General features: G+C 67.2%; 15 protein-coding genes and 2 pseudogenes. 9 read left to right on the top strand and 8 right to left on the bottom strand.

Annotation, left to right across the window (positions count from 1 at the left end; all coding sequences use genetic code 11):
• The first annotated feature begins 679 nt into the window (after positions 1-679).
• The 6 genes and pseudogenes from AC07X5_RS23170 (at position 680) to AC07X5_RS23145 (ending at position 5,574) form a co-directional block, all read left to right on the top strand.
• Entirely contained in the window at positions 680-1,663 is a 984-nt protein-coding gene (locus AC07X5_RS23170; RefSeq protein WP_494772012.1) for a quinone oxidoreductase family protein, read from the top strand.
• A 56-nt stretch (positions 1,664-1,719) separates the two neighbouring features.
• Positions 1,720-2,064: pseudogene (locus AC07X5_RS23165) on the top strand (LysR family transcriptional regulator); the annotation flags it as partial.
• A gap of 266 nt (positions 2,065-2,330) precedes the next feature.
• A pseudogene (locus AC07X5_RS23160) lies at positions 2,331-2,909 on the top strand (substrate binding domain-containing protein); the annotation flags it as partial.
• 61 nt (positions 2,910-2,970) lie between these two features.
• On the top strand, positions 2,971-3,966 hold the full coding sequence (locus tag AC07X5_RS23155) for an alpha/beta hydrolase (protein ID WP_494772011.1): 996 nt from the start codon (positions 2,971-2,973) through the stop codon (positions 3,964-3,966).
• 94 nt (positions 3,967-4,060) lie between these two features.
• Positions 4,061-4,417: a DMP19 family protein gene (locus AC07X5_RS23150; protein WP_494772010.1), complete on the top strand. Its 357-nt coding sequence runs from the start codon at positions 4,061-4,063 to the stop codon at positions 4,415-4,417.
• A 197-nt stretch (positions 4,418-4,614) separates the two neighbouring features.
• Complete coding sequence (locus tag AC07X5_RS23145; protein WP_494772009.1) at positions 4,615-5,574, top strand: alpha/beta fold hydrolase; 960 nt, start codon at positions 4,615-4,617, stop codon at positions 5,572-5,574.
• 23 nt (positions 5,575-5,597) lie between these two features.
• On the opposite strand, the gene AC07X5_RS23140 is transcribed toward AC07X5_RS23145, so the two are convergent.
• The 6 genes from AC07X5_RS23140 to AC07X5_RS23115 form a co-directional block, all read right to left on the bottom strand.
• Positions 5,598-5,966 carry a DUF1428 domain-containing protein gene (locus AC07X5_RS23140; RefSeq protein ID WP_494772008.1) on the bottom strand — a complete coding sequence of 123 codons (369 nt, stop codon included), beginning with the start codon at positions 5,964-5,966 and terminating at the stop codon, positions 5,598-5,600.
• 105 nt (positions 5,967-6,071) lie between these two features.
• On the bottom strand, positions 6,072-6,641 hold the full coding sequence (locus AC07X5_RS23135; RefSeq protein WP_494772007.1) for a hypothetical protein: 570 nt from the start codon (positions 6,639-6,641) through the stop codon (positions 6,072-6,074).
• 277 nt (positions 6,642-6,918) lie between these two features.
• Positions 6,919-7,888 (bottom strand): IS5 family transposase gene (locus tag AC07X5_RS23130; RefSeq protein ID WP_494772006.1). Its coding sequence is split into 2 segments (ribosomal slippage): positions 6,919-7,749 and positions 7,751-7,888, totalling 969 coding nucleotides; the frame shifts between segments, so codons are not numbered across the junction.
• Positions 7,889-7,991: 103 nt separating this feature from the next.
• The gene (locus AC07X5_RS23125; protein ID WP_494772005.1) at positions 7,992-8,981 is read right to left on the bottom strand and encodes a hypothetical protein; all 990 of its coding nucleotides are present in this window, start codon (positions 8,979-8,981) and stop codon (positions 7,992-7,994) included.
• A 164-nt stretch (positions 8,982-9,145) separates the two neighbouring features.
• On the bottom strand, positions 9,146-10,255 hold the full coding sequence (locus AC07X5_RS23120; RefSeq protein WP_494772004.1) for an FUSC family protein: 1,110 nt from the start codon (positions 10,253-10,255) through the stop codon (positions 9,146-9,148).
• Between the two features lie 11 nt (positions 10,256-10,266).
• Positions 10,267-10,719, bottom strand: coding sequence for a MarR family winged helix-turn-helix transcriptional regulator (locus AC07X5_RS23115; RefSeq protein WP_494772003.1), 453 nt, complete (start codon positions 10,717-10,719; stop codon positions 10,267-10,269).
• 224 nt (positions 10,720-10,943) lie between these two features.
• Between AC07X5_RS23115 and AC07X5_RS23110 the strand changes: the two genes are divergently transcribed.
• A complete protein-coding gene (locus AC07X5_RS23110) occupies positions 10,944-11,669 on the top strand; it encodes a class I SAM-dependent methyltransferase (RefSeq protein WP_494772002.1) in 726 nt (241 codons plus the stop codon).
• A gap of 13 nt (positions 11,670-11,682) precedes the next feature.
• Positions 11,683-12,075 carry a VOC family protein gene (locus AC07X5_RS23105; protein ID WP_494772001.1) on the top strand — a complete coding sequence of 131 codons (393 nt, stop codon included), beginning with the start codon at positions 11,683-11,685 and terminating at the stop codon, positions 12,073-12,075.
• 40 nt (positions 12,076-12,115) lie between these two features.
• Here the strand turns inward: AC07X5_RS23105 and AC07X5_RS23100 are convergent, their stop codons facing one another.
• Positions 12,116-12,520 (bottom strand): hypothetical protein, encoded by a 405-nt coding sequence (locus tag AC07X5_RS23100; RefSeq protein WP_494772000.1) that lies wholly within the window; start codon positions 12,518-12,520, stop codon positions 12,116-12,118.
• Positions 12,521-12,661: 141 nt separating this feature from the next.
• Positions 12,662-12,814 carry a hypothetical protein gene (locus AC07X5_RS23095; protein ID WP_494771999.1) on the bottom strand — a complete coding sequence of 51 codons (153 nt, stop codon included), beginning with the start codon at positions 12,812-12,814 and terminating at the stop codon, positions 12,662-12,664.
• Between the two features lie 95 nt (positions 12,815-12,909).
• Here AC07X5_RS23095 and AC07X5_RS23090 point away from each other — a divergent pair, with 95 nt between their 5' ends.
• Positions 12,910-13,707 carry an SHOCT domain-containing protein gene (locus tag AC07X5_RS23090; protein WP_494771998.1) on the top strand — a complete coding sequence of 266 codons (798 nt, stop codon included), beginning with the start codon at positions 12,910-12,912 and terminating at the stop codon, positions 13,705-13,707.
• Positions 13,708-13,720: the final 13 nt, after the last annotated feature.

Raw genomic sequence — 13,720 nt, 5'->3', positions numbered from 1 at the left:
TGCCTTTGAAGACCGCCTGATCGCCTGCATGCCTAAGAACGTGTTTACGATCTTTACGGGGCCGCGCAAGCGCCTTGCCGGGATGGGATGCAAGGCGCGGTGCGCAGTTGATAGCTCGGCTATCAAAAAGTGCCGCAACGCCGCGGACCGCCCGGCAAGGCACTTGCCCGAAGGTTGGGGCGAAATCGGGCGATTGGACGCCCCGGCTGCTTGCATGGGCACGAGCCCATGCGGCGCACCCGAAGCATCCACTCATCCCGATTGCACCCCAACGCGGCCTCGCAAAGATCGTAAACACGTTCTAAACCTGCGATGTCGATGGACACGATGTCGGTTCGGGCACCGTCAACTTCTTCATCTACACCGGCTATCCCAATGCGGCTTTCTGGACCTTCAGGAAGTAACTGGGCACGCGCAAGGTGGAGAAGAAGCTGCGGGTGGCGTTCCGCGAGGCCACGGGCGAGGACTTCACCGATCTGTGGCCCAAGAAGGACCCGCGGCCCTTCCATTATTCGTACGACTGAGCCGGTGCCTGTCTTTGCAAGTGGTGGGGTGAGCGCGCTACGCCTCCCATTGCTGCAACCCATGCACGGCTCAACTGCAGCCAGCCCGATTGCTGTCGCGGGCTCGCATGCCTAACCCTTGGCGGATCCCAACCGCAAGAAGCAGGAAAGCCCGCATGGCACAGCAGCAGCACCAAGTCGTCATCCACGCAACCGGCGCCCCGGAGGTGATGCGCCTTGAACAAGCGCAGACCCAGTCCCCCGGCCCTGGCGAAGTCTGGCTCACCCAGGCCGCCATCGGCGTGAACCCGCTGGATGTGAGCCAACGCAAGGGTGCGGTGCGCATCGCCTTGCCATCGGGCCTGGGGCTCGAAGGGGCGGGCACGGTGGCGGCCATTGGCACGGGAGTGACGAATGTCGCCGTGGGCGACCGCGTGGCTTATGCCGCGGGGCCGCTCGGGGCCTATGCCAGAGCGCGGCGCTTCCCGGCGGACCGGCTGGTGAAGCTGCCGGATGCGCTATCGTTCGACGATGCGGCGGCCGTGCTGTTCAAGGGCATCACGGTGCAGTACCTGCTCAAGACGACGTATGCCGTGGGGCCGGGCACGCGCATCGTGCTCTACGGCGCGGCAGGCGGGTTGGGGCAGATCATGGCAGCCTGGGCGCGGCACCTGGGGGCCCTGGTCATCGGCGTGGTGTCCAAGGCCGAGAGCGTGGAGCGCGCGCGGGCTGCGGGCTGTCACGAGGCCTTCGTTTTCGACCCCGCCACATTGGCCGCGCAGGTGAAGCAGGCCACAGAGGGCCAGGGCGCCGACGTGGTGTACGACCCCATCGGTCGGGTGTCGCTGGAGGCCTCGCTCGACAGCCTGCGCCCGCGCGGGCTGTTCGTGTCGTTCGGGGCACTCTCGGGTGCGCCTGCACCCATCGACATGGGCACGCTCAATGCCAAGGGCTCGCTGTTCGCCACGCGCCCCTCGCTGGCCGCCCACACCGCCACGGCGGCCGAGTACCAGGAGCGGGCGCGCGATGTGCTCGACGCGGTGGCGGCAGGCATCATCCGGCCCCAGGTGTGGCACCGCTACCCGCTGGCCGAGGTGGCGGCGGCGCATGCGGATCTGGAGCAAGGCCGATCCCAAGGCGCGATTGTCTTGATCCCCTGAAAAAATGAGGGCAGGGCCATGGCGTACAGTCCCCGTGACTGCTTTGCGAATGCCCCATGGACCTGCTCGACAGCCAACATGCCGATGAACTTGCCACGCTGCTCGCGCTGCATGCCGAGGGCTCGTTCGCGGCCGCAGGCCGGGCGCTGAACAAGCACCCCTCGGTGCTCTCCAAGCGCCTGGCCGCGCTGGAGGCACGCCTGGGCGTGCGCCTGGTGGAGCGCACCACGCGCCAGCTGCGCTTTACCGACGATGGCCTGCGCCTGGTCGAGAAGGTGCGCCATGCCGCGCTCTTGATCGCCGAGGCCGAGAAAGAGGCCGCGCAGGGCGCGCGCGAGGTGCGTGGGCGCCTGCGCCTTTCCATGCCCGCTGCGTTGGGGCGAAGGTGGCTGGGGCCTGTTAGCCCTATTTTCGGGGATCGCGTTGCCCGGCCTGGGGGCTGGATGCTAGGCACCCGTGCGCAGCAAGGTGTGCACCTTGCAAGCGCGGGCAACGCCGCAGACGGCCCCCAGGCCGGGCAACCCGAAGGGAAGGCCCTTGCCGGCGCGCCACTCGTCGTTGCGCTCCTTGCCTGTGCACATGCACACGCGGCGTCGCGTGCCTAGATTGGCACGCCGACAAGGGCCTTCGCGACCCCGAAAATAGGGCTAACAGGCCCCACCCCATGGTGGCCGGCTTTGCCATGGCCCACCCCGAGGTGGTGGTCGAGGTGGAATACGCCGAGCGTTTCGTCGACATCGTGGCCGAGCATTTCGACGCGGCCATCCGCATCGGCGAACTGGAAGACAGCCGCCTGGTCGCCACGCGGCTGTGCGAGCACCGGCGCATCCTCTGCGCGGCGCCGGCCTATCTGCAGCGCCATGGCACGCCGCGGGTGCCGGGCGATCTTGCGCAGCACAACTGCCTGGGTTTCACGGGGTTGCGCTCGTACCCCGAATGGCGCCTCACGCGCGATGGCGTGACCGAATCGGTGCAGATACAGGGCACCCTCATCAGCAACGACAACGAGGCCCTGCTGGCCGCCGCGCGCCTGGGCCTGGGCATCATGGCCGCGGGCGATTGGCTGGTCAGTCCCGACATCGCTGCAGGCCACCTGGTGCCGGTGCTGGCACCCTGGGGGCTCAATGCGCATGCCGGCATCTACCTGGTGCGGCCTTCGGGGCGCTTCAGCACGGCGGCCATGGCCGCGTTCAAGGCGTGGATGGTGGGGCAGTTCGCGCAGGGCGCGCCGTGGCGGTTGCGATGAATACCCCATGGGGCAACGACTTCTCACATTCCTGCTCCGGGCGGTGGGCATACTCGGCTCCATGAAAACATTTCTGTTCGGCCTGGTGGTGTCGACCGCGGCCCTGGCTGCAATGGCGCAGCCGGCGGCTGGCCCGCGCGACCAGCCCATCGAGGCGCGCGGCCCGCTGGGCCCGCTCAAGGGCAGCCTGCTGGCCCCTGCCCAGGCAGGGGTGCCCGTGGTGCTCATCGTCCCCGGTTCGGGCCCCACGGACCGCAACGGCAACAACAACCCCCTGGGCGTCAATGCCGCCACCTACAGGCTGCTGGCGCAGGGCCTGGCGGCCCGGGGCATTGCCACGGTGCGCATCGACAAGCGCGGCATGTTCGAGAGCAGCAAGGCCGTGGCCGATGCCAACGCCGTCACCATTCCCGACTACGTGGCCGACGTGCACAGCTGGGTAGGCGCCATCCGGCGCAGCACGGGTGTGCCCTGCGTCTGGGTGCTGGGGCACAGCGAAGGCGGCATGGTGGCGCTGGCGGCCCTGCAAGGCAGAGAGGCCGCGAGCGGCATCTGCGGCCTGGTGCTGGCGGCCACGCCCGGCCGCCCCCTGGGCCAGGTGCTGCGCGACCAGTTGCGCGCCAACCCGGCCAACGCCCCCCTCCTGGACCAGGCGCTGGCGGCCATCACCCGGCTGGAGGGAGGTGCCCGTGTGGACCCGGCCAGCCTGCACCCTGCCTTGCAGCCCTTGTTCAACGAGGCGTTGCAGGGCTTTCTGATCAGCGCCTTTGCGCAGGACCCGGCCCAACTCATCGCCGCCGCCCAAAAGCCCGTGCTGGTGCTGCAGGGCGAGCGCGACCTGCAGGTGGCCGCGCAGGACGCCCGCCTGCTCGCCAAGGCCCAGCCCGCCGCCCAACTGGTGCTGCTGCCCGACACCAACCACGTGCTCAAGGCCGTGCCCACGGACGATGCCGCCGCCAACATGGCGACCTATGCCAACCCGGGCCAGCCGCTGGCGCCGGGCGTGGTGGACGCGGTCGTGCGCTTTGTCGTTGCGCCGGGCAAGGCCAGGCCATGATGAACGCCAGCAAGGAGGCCATCCCATGCGTGTGAGCAACAGCCTCACCTGAAAGCAACTCGAAAAACGCTGGCGCCAGGGTTTCGACACCCTCATGCGCGAAGAAAAGGAAGCGATCGCGTTATGGTGGCTGGAGGCCGAAACCATGAACGGCGCCCTCAACCAGTTCTACTGGAACAGTTCGGGCGACATGGCCCTGCTGGCGCGCGATGGGCTGCGCAGCCTGGGCATGCCCATCACCCTGGCGGCGCTGGAATCCACGCTGGCTTACTTCGGTGATACCTACCCGCTGGACCGCGACGCGCGCATGGCTGCGCTGGAGGTGATCGAGGCACAGCATGGCGAGGAGGTGTTCCTGCCCGCGTCGCAGACCATCCAGGACTTGCCGGAGGACTTCGTGCAGGCGGCCATGGAGCGGCTGGCTGTGCTGTATGCGCGGGGCATGGTGTAACGATCAGGCGGGCTTGCCATGTACTTGCGCCAACATGATGTGCCCGGTCTGGCCAACCGGCCGCGTTCAGCGTGATGGCGACGGGAATCGTCCGCGCTCGGCATGCTGTCCGACACCGCTCGGAGCAAGGCTTTCCTGGCATGCCCTGATCGGATTGCGCCCATGGCCTGCATGGGCTACCAAGAAGCATGCCCGAAATGACCCACGCTGCAGACAGCAAGCACCGCCTCCATGGCGACGGCGCAGGCGCCGTGTACACCCCTGTGCACCACCGGCGCCTGGAGCTCGATGGCCTGGAGGTCTTCTACCGCGAGTGCGGGCCGCCCGATGCGCCGCTGGTGCTGCTGCCGCACGGGTATCCGTGCTCGTCGTTCGAGTTTCGCAACCTGATGCCGCTGCTGGGGGACCGGTGGCGCCTGCTGGCGCCGGATTTTCCGGCCAGCGGGTTCAGCGCCACGCCTGCGGATTTCGACTACAGCTTCGGCGGGTTCGCGACCTTCCTGGAGCAGTTTCTGGACCGGGTGGGGGTGGCGCGCGACCAGCGCTTTGCGCTGTACCTGCACGACTTCGGCACCTGGATCGGGCTGCAGACGGCCATGCGCCGGCCCGGGCAACTGGCCGCCCTGATCGTGCAGAACGGCGACATCTACGAGGATGCGCTGGGTGACAAGTACGAGGCCCTGCTCAAGGTGCTGGCCTTGCCCGAGGCACAGGCGCTGCAGTCACTGCGCAGCGGCATGGTCCGCGAGGAATGGGACCGCGAGTTCATGAACGGCGTGCCCGAGGATGGCGACCACGTGGCGCGCATGCCGCCCGAACTGCTGGCATTGCATTGGCAACTGGCGACCGAAGAGCGCAAGGACATCCAGGCGCGCGTGATCCTGGGGTGGAGGGAGAACTTCGAATGGTTCCCGCGCTACCAGGCCTGGCTGCGCGCGCACCGGCCGCCCACGCTGATCACCTGGGGCACGCGCGATGGCTACATGCCCGAGAAGTCCGCCCGGGCGTGGCTGCGCGATGTGCCCGATGCAGAACTGGACTTGCATGGCGATGGGGGCCATTGGTTGCTGGAGACGCACTTGCCGCAGGTGGCTGCGCGCGTGCGGGACTTCCTGGGGCGGCACCACGCGGGCCCCGGGGAGGCGGGGGCGCGATAGGCAGCGCGGCCCGCCACGGCGGCTCAAGCCTTCACTTCGACCACTTGTTCGAAGCCGCCGAAGATCATGCGTTTGCCATCGAAGGGCATGGGTGGGTTGCCGGGGTTGGCCGGGTCCATGCGCGGGTCTTCCATCATCTTCTTCATGCCCGCGTCGCGTGTGGCTTTGTCGGGCCATTCGACCCACGAAAAGGCCACTGTCTCCTCTGCCGTGGCCTGCACCGCGCGGCGGAAATCGGTGAGCTTGCCGTCCGGGACATCATCGCCCCAGCCCTCGATCACGCGGATGGCGCCCAGCTCGATGAATATCGGGTCGAACTGGCGCGCGTGCTCGATGAACTTCTGCTTGTTGGCCGTGGGGACCGCGATCACGAAACCATCGATGTAAGACATGCTTTGACTCCTGTGGGTTGACCATTCGCGTGCTTCTGGCTGCTTGCCAGCGTTGCGCAGTATCGGCCTGAATCTGGCATGCGCAAGCAATCTACCCGGTGCCATCTAGGGCTTTGGGCAAAGCTGCCGGTCTGCGCTGAAGTTCACGAAGTGGGGCTTGGCCTCTTCGAACTTGAGGTAGAGCTTCATGTCCCCCTGCTTTTCCGTGTTGAGCATGAATGCCAGGTAGCCATCGATGGTGGCCTGCATGCCCTTTACCAGCTCGGTCTTGCCTGCGGCCAGACAGGGCGGAACAATAAGATTTTCCGCCTCGCGCTTGATCGCCTGCATGGTGGCCACGGGCATGGACAGGGCAATTCGCGATGTCGTTCCCGCTACCGTGCTGGCGTCCTGCCAACGGACGTAAAGATCGTCAACGGCCTTGAGCGCCAGGGCCAGGGCATCCTTTGTCTTGGCTTCTTCCTGGGCTTTTTCCAATGCGGCGCGTTCTGCATCTGCGCGCGCCTGCTGTTGCTTGAGCTCGGCTTCCTTGGCGGCAGCCGCCGCACGCTGAGCGGCTTCCAAGGCAGCAGTCTTGCGCGACTCATTCTTGTAGATGGCGGCCCCAATCGCCAGCACCAGTACGGCCAGAACGACCAACAGCACCCTTCCCCCCCCCTCGCGTCCACGTCCCATCTCTTTCCCCCCTTGTTGGATCTTGGAGGGATTATCTGTGCAGCTGCATGGGACCCGCTTGCGAATTTTGGCACTCGCAAGCCATCGTGGCGGCCGAGGGCAGAAATTCAAGGCTGCTAAGGAAGGTCTGCAAAACCCCATTCGCCAGACCAGCGAGCCTGATGCCCGGCGCAGGTTCATCCAATGCCTGCGCAATCCGCTTTTTGGGGCCAGTTTGGCGCTACTTTCAGGCCCGTTTCGGCCTCGCAGGTGCCACTATTGCACTCAACAGGCGCACCTATCCCTGTGCGCTCATGATGCGCTTCCTAGCCATCCACAGGTTGCTCAACGCAAACAGCATCATGAGGCGCGCCGTGTTCTTCTCCAGGCCCCGGTAGCGCACCTTGGCGTAGCCAAACTGCTGCTTGATCACCCTGAACGGGTGCTCCACCTTGGCCCGCACGCTGGCCTTCAGTCGCTCGGCTTTGTCCAGCAGCTTGTGAAGTTCTCTCTCTGGATCGAGCGCCTTGCGCTTACCCGGGAACATGGCCACGTGCCATTTCGTTTTGCTGCCTTGCATCTCCTGGCGCTTGTCCACGCCCTGGTATCCCGCATCGCCCCAGGCATGCTTTTCCTTGCCGTGCAGCAGGCCTGCCGCCTGTGTCACGTCATTGACGTTGGCTGCTGTGCCGATGACGGTGTGCACCAGTCCCGAGTCGGCATCCACGCCAATGTGCGCCTTCATGCCGAAGTGCCACTGGTTGCCCTTCTTGGTCTGGTGCATTTCGGGGTCTCGCTCACCTTCCTTGTTCTTGGTCGAGCTGGGCGCTGCAATGATGGTGGCGTCCACGATGGTGCCGGTCTTGAGCATCAGGCCCTGCTGGGCCAGTCCCATATTGATGGCCGCCAGTACCTTGGGCGCCAGTTGGTGCTTCTCCAGCAGGTGGCGGAAACGCAGGATGGTGGTCTCATCAGGCATGCGGGCAGCACCATCCAACCCTGCAAAGCGGCGGTACAAGGTCCGCTCGTGCAGTTCTTCTTCCATGGCGGGATCACTCAGGTTCCACCACAGCTGCAGGCAGTGGATGCGCAGCATGGTCTCGATGGGGAACGGTGGGCGGCCACCCAGGGCCTGGTGTGCACCACGGGCAAAAGGCGATGAGGGATACCAATACTGCCCAGGGCACGACCTGGTTCATCTCGTCGAGGAAGACCTCCTTGCGGGTCTTCTTGGGCAGTGGGTCCAGGCCCAGAGTGTATTGATCCATGCGCCGATTGTGCTGGACGCTTGGCACTGGCTGCTGGTCAGGCGGGGGAGGTTTTGCAGAGTTTCCCTAACCGCTGTGGCCTCAACTTCGGCAGCCGCAGGGTCTATTGGTTATCCCCATACGGCGCCACGATTCTTCTCCATGCGTTGCCATCGAAAGTCGATACCGACCACAGATCCGCCACCACCAGCAGGCCGTCGTGCGCATCCATGTGGCCGGATGCCAGTACCGTCCTGCCTTCGTGCTCCGGTGCCACCAGTTCGTGACCGTTCCATACGCGCAACTGGTAGTCCGACGCCAGCCACAACTGGCCGCCAAACCAGCGCGCGTCGTTCCACAACACGCCCGACCCGCGCCGTTCCAGCAGGCGCCAGGTGGAGTGCAGGCCCGCCCACAGCGAGCCCCCTTCGCCCGTGATGTAGACCGTGCCATTGCCGGCGCAGGTCACCGTTTCCAGGTGCTCGTCGCTCGGAAAATCCATCTGCCGCCATGCGTTCCCGTTGAAGTGCCACACATCCCCGTGGCCGCCCACGGCGTACATGTCCGTTTCGGAAAACGCGTCAAGGTCGTGGAAGCCTGCCGCCTGCAGCGATGCTTCGTCCAGGGACATGGGAATGCCCTCGATGCGCGACCAGCGGCCCACCGCCTCGCGCCGGTACAGCTCGCGGGCGATGCCCACGGAGTAGGTGGTGCCGAAAAGGCACTTGAGGCGGTGCGTCGCAGGCCGCTCCCCGGGGGCGATCTTTTCCATGGGACCGTTGCTGCCGCCGCCGAAAGGCCACACGTCGCCATCGCGCCCCATGGCCGTCACCATGCCCCCCGGCCGCTCGAACGGCGCGCGGCTCACGCCCAGGCGTGGGTAGCCAAAGCCCTCCAGCTCCTGGTAGCCGACGTTGTCGTCTTCGGGGTCCGACAGGAAGATCGACGCGATGCGGGTGGGGATCTGGCCGTCCATCAGGTGCGTGGCCTCTTCGTGCTGCACGGCCTTGCGTGCGAGCGTCTGCAGCGTGTCGCGGTCGCGAATGGCCACGCCGGTGATTTCATAGCCCTGGTAGACGTCCTGCCAGGCGGACTGGTTGAGTACGGGGTTCATGCGGTGCAGCGCCTGGGCATCATGGCCGCGGTGGTGGCAAGGTGGTCCATGGGCCAGATCATCGCCGATGGCGGTGTGGCGCTTGCAAAGGCGACGGCAGCCATCTGGCTCCATGACCCGGGATTGCATGCATGCCAGGGGGCGTTGCCGCCCGACGCTGGCGCCTAGGCACCCAGCGCCCGCTCATGGTGCTGCGCCAGGTGCAGGCGGTCTTCCAGCGTCGAGAACACCAGTGCAAACACCATGCCCACCAGGGCGCCGAGCACGGTGTCCAGCACGCGCGCCAGAGGCATGCCGGCTGCCGCGCCGGGCGCGGCCAGCGAGGTCATGAGCAGGGCCATGGGCGTCACGAAGACCTGGCCCAGCGCGTAGTTGGCGCCTATCACCACCTCGGTGGCCAGCTGCAGCACGATCACGGCCGCCAGCAGGGGCCAGAACGTGGGGTGCTGGGCCAGCACCAGCCAGGCCAGTGCCGCGCCGGCCACGGTGCCGGCGGTGCGCTGCACCGCGCGGTGCATGGCCAGGTGCAGGTGGCTGCCCTGCAGCACCGCCATGGCGCCGATGGCGGCCCAGGCCGGGTGCTGCCAGCCGGCAGCCAAGGCCAGCAGGCCAGCGCTGACGGTGCACAGGGCGGTGCGCGCCAACGCGGCCCACGGGGGCAGTGGCGTGGGGCAGGCTGCGGCCAACGGGGCGGCAGGCGCGGGCACCTCGGCGCGCAGCCGGTCGCTCGCGCGGCACACGCACCAGGCCACGGCCACCCCTGCCAGCGTGAAGAGCACGCGCTCGGCGGCGGCCTGCCAGCCGTCCACCGGGCCAATGGCGGCGCAGCCTGCGAAGACGAAGATGACCGCGCCCGGGGCGCCCAGGCGCCAATGGCCCGCCAGCCAGGTCACGGCACCGGCCAGCAGCCCCAGGCACAGCAGCAGGGCGGCCGGCGCGGCGCCCGCCAGCGCGGCCACGGACATGAGTGCGACCGAAGCTATGAGCAGCAGGCCCGCCTGCAGCACGGCGGGCATGCGCTGGCCTGCCGGCGCAAAGCGCCCGAACAGCGCCGCCAGGGCACCCAGTGCCGGAAAGCCTTGCAGGTGCGCCCAGGGCGACAAATGGGTGGCGCCCACGGCAATCAGCACCGCCAGGCCGGTCTGCAGGCCGGCCACGGCGGCATTGCGCACCGATGCCGGGGGCGTGATGGCGCAGGCCTCGCGCAGGCGCGCGGGGGCGAGCAGGTGGGTTACGGCAGCCAAGTGGCTGTGCGATGGGTGGCGTGCATGCATGGGTGGCTCCATCAGGCCGTGGCTGCAATGCGGGCTTCGATGCGTTCGAAGGCGCGCAGCAGGGTGAACGCGTCCTGCTCGCCAATGTCGGCCAGCAGCTCCGATTCAATGGCCTGCAGTTGTTTGCGCAGGGCGGCCACGGTGAGGCGGCCGGCGGCGGTCAGGTGCACCAGCTTCACGCGGCGGTCCTCGGGGTGGGGGCGGCGCTCGATCAGGCCGCGCTCCGCCAATATGTCGAGCAGCCGCACCAAGCTGGAGCCATCGAGCCCCACGGCCGCCGCCAGCGCGCTTTGCGAGACACCGCTGTCGCTGCCCAGCTCGTGCAGGTGCATCAGCGGTGCCCAGGTGGCATCGCTCAGGCCGCTGGCAGAGAGGCGCGCATCCAGCGCCTGGCGCCAGCGCCTTGCCAGGCCCACCAGGCGGATGCCAATGCGGTGGCGCGGATCGGGGAGGTCTTCTTTCATGGGGAATGATTTTATCACAATCATTTGAATTCAAATGATTGTGATGCTAATGGTGTGGCTGCCCAGGCTGGCTCCTGTTACCGTTGCATGCGCCGGGGGACAGGGGGCGGGGCCTTCTCTTGGCCTATCATGTAATCACGAGCAAGCCGCCCGATGCCGCATCGGTCATCGGCCCGCCCACCAGAATATCGAACCGGCGGCCTTCCGCCCAAGCCCGTCCATCCATGCCCTCTCTTTCGTCGCCTCCGGCCGCAACCACGTCGTCCCACGCCTTCGTCCCCGAGACCCGCTTTGGCCTGTGGTTCCTGTCCACAGAGACCTGGCGCGTGCATGTTTTGCAGCGTGCCCTCAACGACCTGCAGGTCCTGGCGCCCGACCTGCCCAAGGGCGGTGCGGTGCTGGATATCGGCACTGGCCAGGGCCATTCACTGCCTGAATTGGCCGAGCGCTTTCGCCCCAGCCAGATCCATGCGCTCGACCCCGAGCCTGACTTCGCCGAGCGCTGCGGCGCCATGCGCGAGGCGGCCAGTGCCCCCGTCACGCTGCACCATGCGCATGCCGAGAAGATCCCGCTGCCCGATGCCTCGGTGGACCTGGTGCTGTGCCACCAGACGCTGCACCACATCGTGGACCAGCAGAGCGCGCTGGCCGAGATCTTTCGCGTGCTCAAGCCCGGCGGCCACCTGCTGCTGGCCGAAAGCACACGCGCCTATATCCACAGCTGGGTGATCCGGCTGCTGTTTCGCCACCCCATGCACGTGCAGCGCAGCGCGCCGGAGTTCCTGGCCATGCTGGGCGAGGCCGGCTTCGAGGTGAAGCCCGAGCATGTGAGCACGCCCTACCTGTGGTGGAGCCGCAAGGACCTGGGCGCCTTCGAGTGGCTGGGCTTTGGCGTGCCCAAGGTGCGCGAGGAAACCCTGCTCAATGCCGTAGCGCGCAAACCACTTTGAGGAGCCAAGCACCATGCAGATCAAACTCGCCAGCGTCCTCGTGGACGACCAGGAAAAGGCCCTGAAGTTCTACACGGAGCAACTGGGCTTCGTGAAGGACAAGGACATCCCTATGGGCACCTTCCGCTGGCTCACCGTGAACTCGCCCGAGGGGGCCGAGGGCGTGGAGCTGGTGCTCGAACCCATGGCCTTTGCACCAGCGGCCACGTACCAGCGCGCGCTGTTCGAGGCGGGCATCCCTGCCACGGCCTTCATCACCAAGGACCTGGCGGGCGACTACGCGCGGCTCAAGGCCGGCGGTGTGGTGTTCCGTGGCGAGCCGATGCGCGCGGGGCCGATCACCATGGTGCTGCTGGAAGATACCTGCGGCAACCTGATCAACCTCGTTCAGCCGGATGCGCCATGAGTGAGGGCGCACGGTGCATGCGGCCCCGGGGCAAGCCGATCTAAGTGGGCGCTCCCAGCGCCTTGATCACCGCCGCATGCGCCATCGCCAGCTCGGGCGAGGTGTGGAAATGCTTCTGGTAGTGGCTTGAAAAATCCGCCTCGGCCGATTGCTCGAGCTTGAGCATCTCGCGCACGCGCCGGGCCACGATGTGGGGCGCTTCGGCCGCGTCGGCATTGCCGGGCTCCATGGCCTCGTCGAGCATCACGATCAGGCGGCTCAGCGGCTCCAGCCAGCGCATGGACTCGGCGTACGCCATGACCTGCAGGAATTCGCCGGCCGACTGGCGGCCGTGCAGCTTTTCGTAGTCGCGCCGCTCCAGCTCGATCAGGTGACGGTGCAGGCCCAGCAGGGCGGTGCGCAGGGCGGCGCATTGTTCAGGGGTAGTGGCAGTGGTGGTCGTCATGGGCAGAGGATCTGGAATGGGTCTGCCGCATGATCGCACGGCCCGGGGCCTCAATCCTTTGTCTTGGCGAAGTCCACCAGTTTCGCGTACTGCGCGGTGCCGCTGCGCATCAGCGCGGCCAGGTCGACTTGAGGCCCTGGCTCAACTGCTGGGCCAGGCGGGCGGCAGGTTCTTTGGCGCGGCCATGGCGAACCAGCCCACCAGGTCGTAGCCCTTGAGCAGCGGGTGCTCGGCCAGGGCGGGCACATGGGGCCGTGACGGGTGGCGCGCGGCGCTGGTGACGCCCAGGGGCACGACGCGGCCGCTCTGGACGAGTCATCCGCGGGTGCATCTGAGGCGTTGTATAAGATGACGCCGCCACAACAACACAGATGTCGAAAGGGAGACCCATGCAGGGAGTGTCGAAAAAGCGGGCCACCGCTGCCATTGCCGCCACGGCGATGTGTGCTGCCACTGCGTTTGCTCAGAAAACCATGGACATGGAGGCCAGGAGCCGTGGCGTCTTCGTCGACGCCCCAGCCCCCCTGGGTACCCTTGCGGGCGGCAGCTCCACGAATGCGGCGGCCAAGAAGCGCGGCGGCTTCCAGCCTGCATCGGCCGAGTCCCTGCGTTTTGCCAAGCTGGAGGCCCTGCCGGTGAGCCGCGAGTCCGGCCCGCTGGACATGCGGCGCTGGACCTTGTCCGCCCTGGTGGACAAGGGCACGGGGAGCATCGACTACTACGTGCACTATTACGAGATCTACGGCGCAAGCGGCTGGAAATCCCTGTCTGCGGCGCAGACGGACGCGAGCGAGGGCCTGAAGGTCGGCCGCCTCAGCGCGCGCATGGTGTCGTGCCTGAACGGCTGCTCCTTCTCGGAAGAACTGTTCATCGATCTCACGCCCGGCGTAGTGGAGCGGGCCAGGACACAGCCGCTGCGCATACAACTGTCGGGGCCGGGCGCCGCCCCCGCCCTGATCGAGCTGGACGCGCAGGCCGTGAACGATCTGGTGGCCCGTGCGGGTGTGGAGAGTGCCAAGTACCGCCGCGTGAGCGCGCCTGCCGCAGCAGTACCTGCGCCCGCGCCCGTGCCGCCCGGCCAGGCCCTGGTGGCCGATGAGCTGCAGAAGCTCTCAAAGCTCCGGGCCGACGGCACCATCACCGAGCAGGAATTCCAGGGCCTCAAGGCGAAACTGCTGGCCAGATGAGCCGCGGCCAGCG

The sequence above is a fragment of the Acidovorax sp. GW458-11-26-14-TSB4 genome (assembly GCF_059423865.1).
This window is presented reverse-complemented; position numbering and strand designations above follow the sequence as displayed.

What these genes read in the sequence shown, in the direction of transcription:
- AC07X5_RS23170 (WP_494772012.1), top strand. Translation starts at nt 680, where the DNA reads ATGGCACAGCAGCAGCACCAAGTCGTCATCCACGCAACCGGCGCCCCG.
- AC07X5_RS23155 (WP_494772011.1), top strand. Translation starts at nt 2,971, where the DNA reads ATGAAAACATTTCTGTTCGGCCTGGTGGTGTCGACCGCGGCCCTGGCT.
- AC07X5_RS23150 (WP_494772010.1), top strand. Translation starts at nt 4,061, where the DNA reads ATGCGCGAAGAAAAGGAAGCGATCGCGTTATGGTGGCTGGAGGCCGAA.
- AC07X5_RS23145 (WP_494772009.1), top strand. Translation starts at nt 4,615, where the DNA reads ATGACCCACGCTGCAGACAGCAAGCACCGCCTCCATGGCGACGGCGCA.
- AC07X5_RS23140 (WP_494772008.1), bottom strand. Translation starts at nt 5,966, where the DNA reads ATGTCTTACATCGATGGTTTCGTGATCGCGGTCCCCACGGCCAACAAG.
- AC07X5_RS23135 (WP_494772007.1), bottom strand. Translation starts at nt 6,641, where the DNA reads ATGGGACGTGGACGCGAGGGGGGGGGAAGGGTGCTGTTGGTCGTTCTG.
- AC07X5_RS23125 (WP_494772005.1), bottom strand. Translation starts at nt 8,981, where the DNA reads ATGAACCCCGTACTCAACCAGTCCGCCTGGCAGGACGTCTACCAGGGC.
- AC07X5_RS23120 (WP_494772004.1), bottom strand. Translation starts at nt 10,255, where the DNA reads ATGCATGCACGCCACCCATCGCACAGCCACTTGGCTGCCGTAACCCAC.
- AC07X5_RS23115 (WP_494772003.1), bottom strand. Translation starts at nt 10,719, where the DNA reads ATGAAAGAAGACCTCCCCGATCCGCGCCACCGCATTGGCATCCGCCTG.
- AC07X5_RS23110 (WP_494772002.1), top strand. Translation starts at nt 10,944, where the DNA reads ATGCCCTCTCTTTCGTCGCCTCCGGCCGCAACCACGTCGTCCCACGCC.
- AC07X5_RS23105 (WP_494772001.1), top strand. Translation starts at nt 11,683, where the DNA reads ATGCAGATCAAACTCGCCAGCGTCCTCGTGGACGACCAGGAAAAGGCC.
- AC07X5_RS23100 (WP_494772000.1), bottom strand. Translation starts at nt 12,520, where the DNA reads ATGACGACCACCACTGCCACTACCCCTGAACAATGCGCCGCCCTGCGC.
- AC07X5_RS23090 (WP_494771998.1), top strand. Translation starts at nt 12,910, where the DNA reads ATGCAGGGAGTGTCGAAAAAGCGGGCCACCGCTGCCATTGCCGCCACG.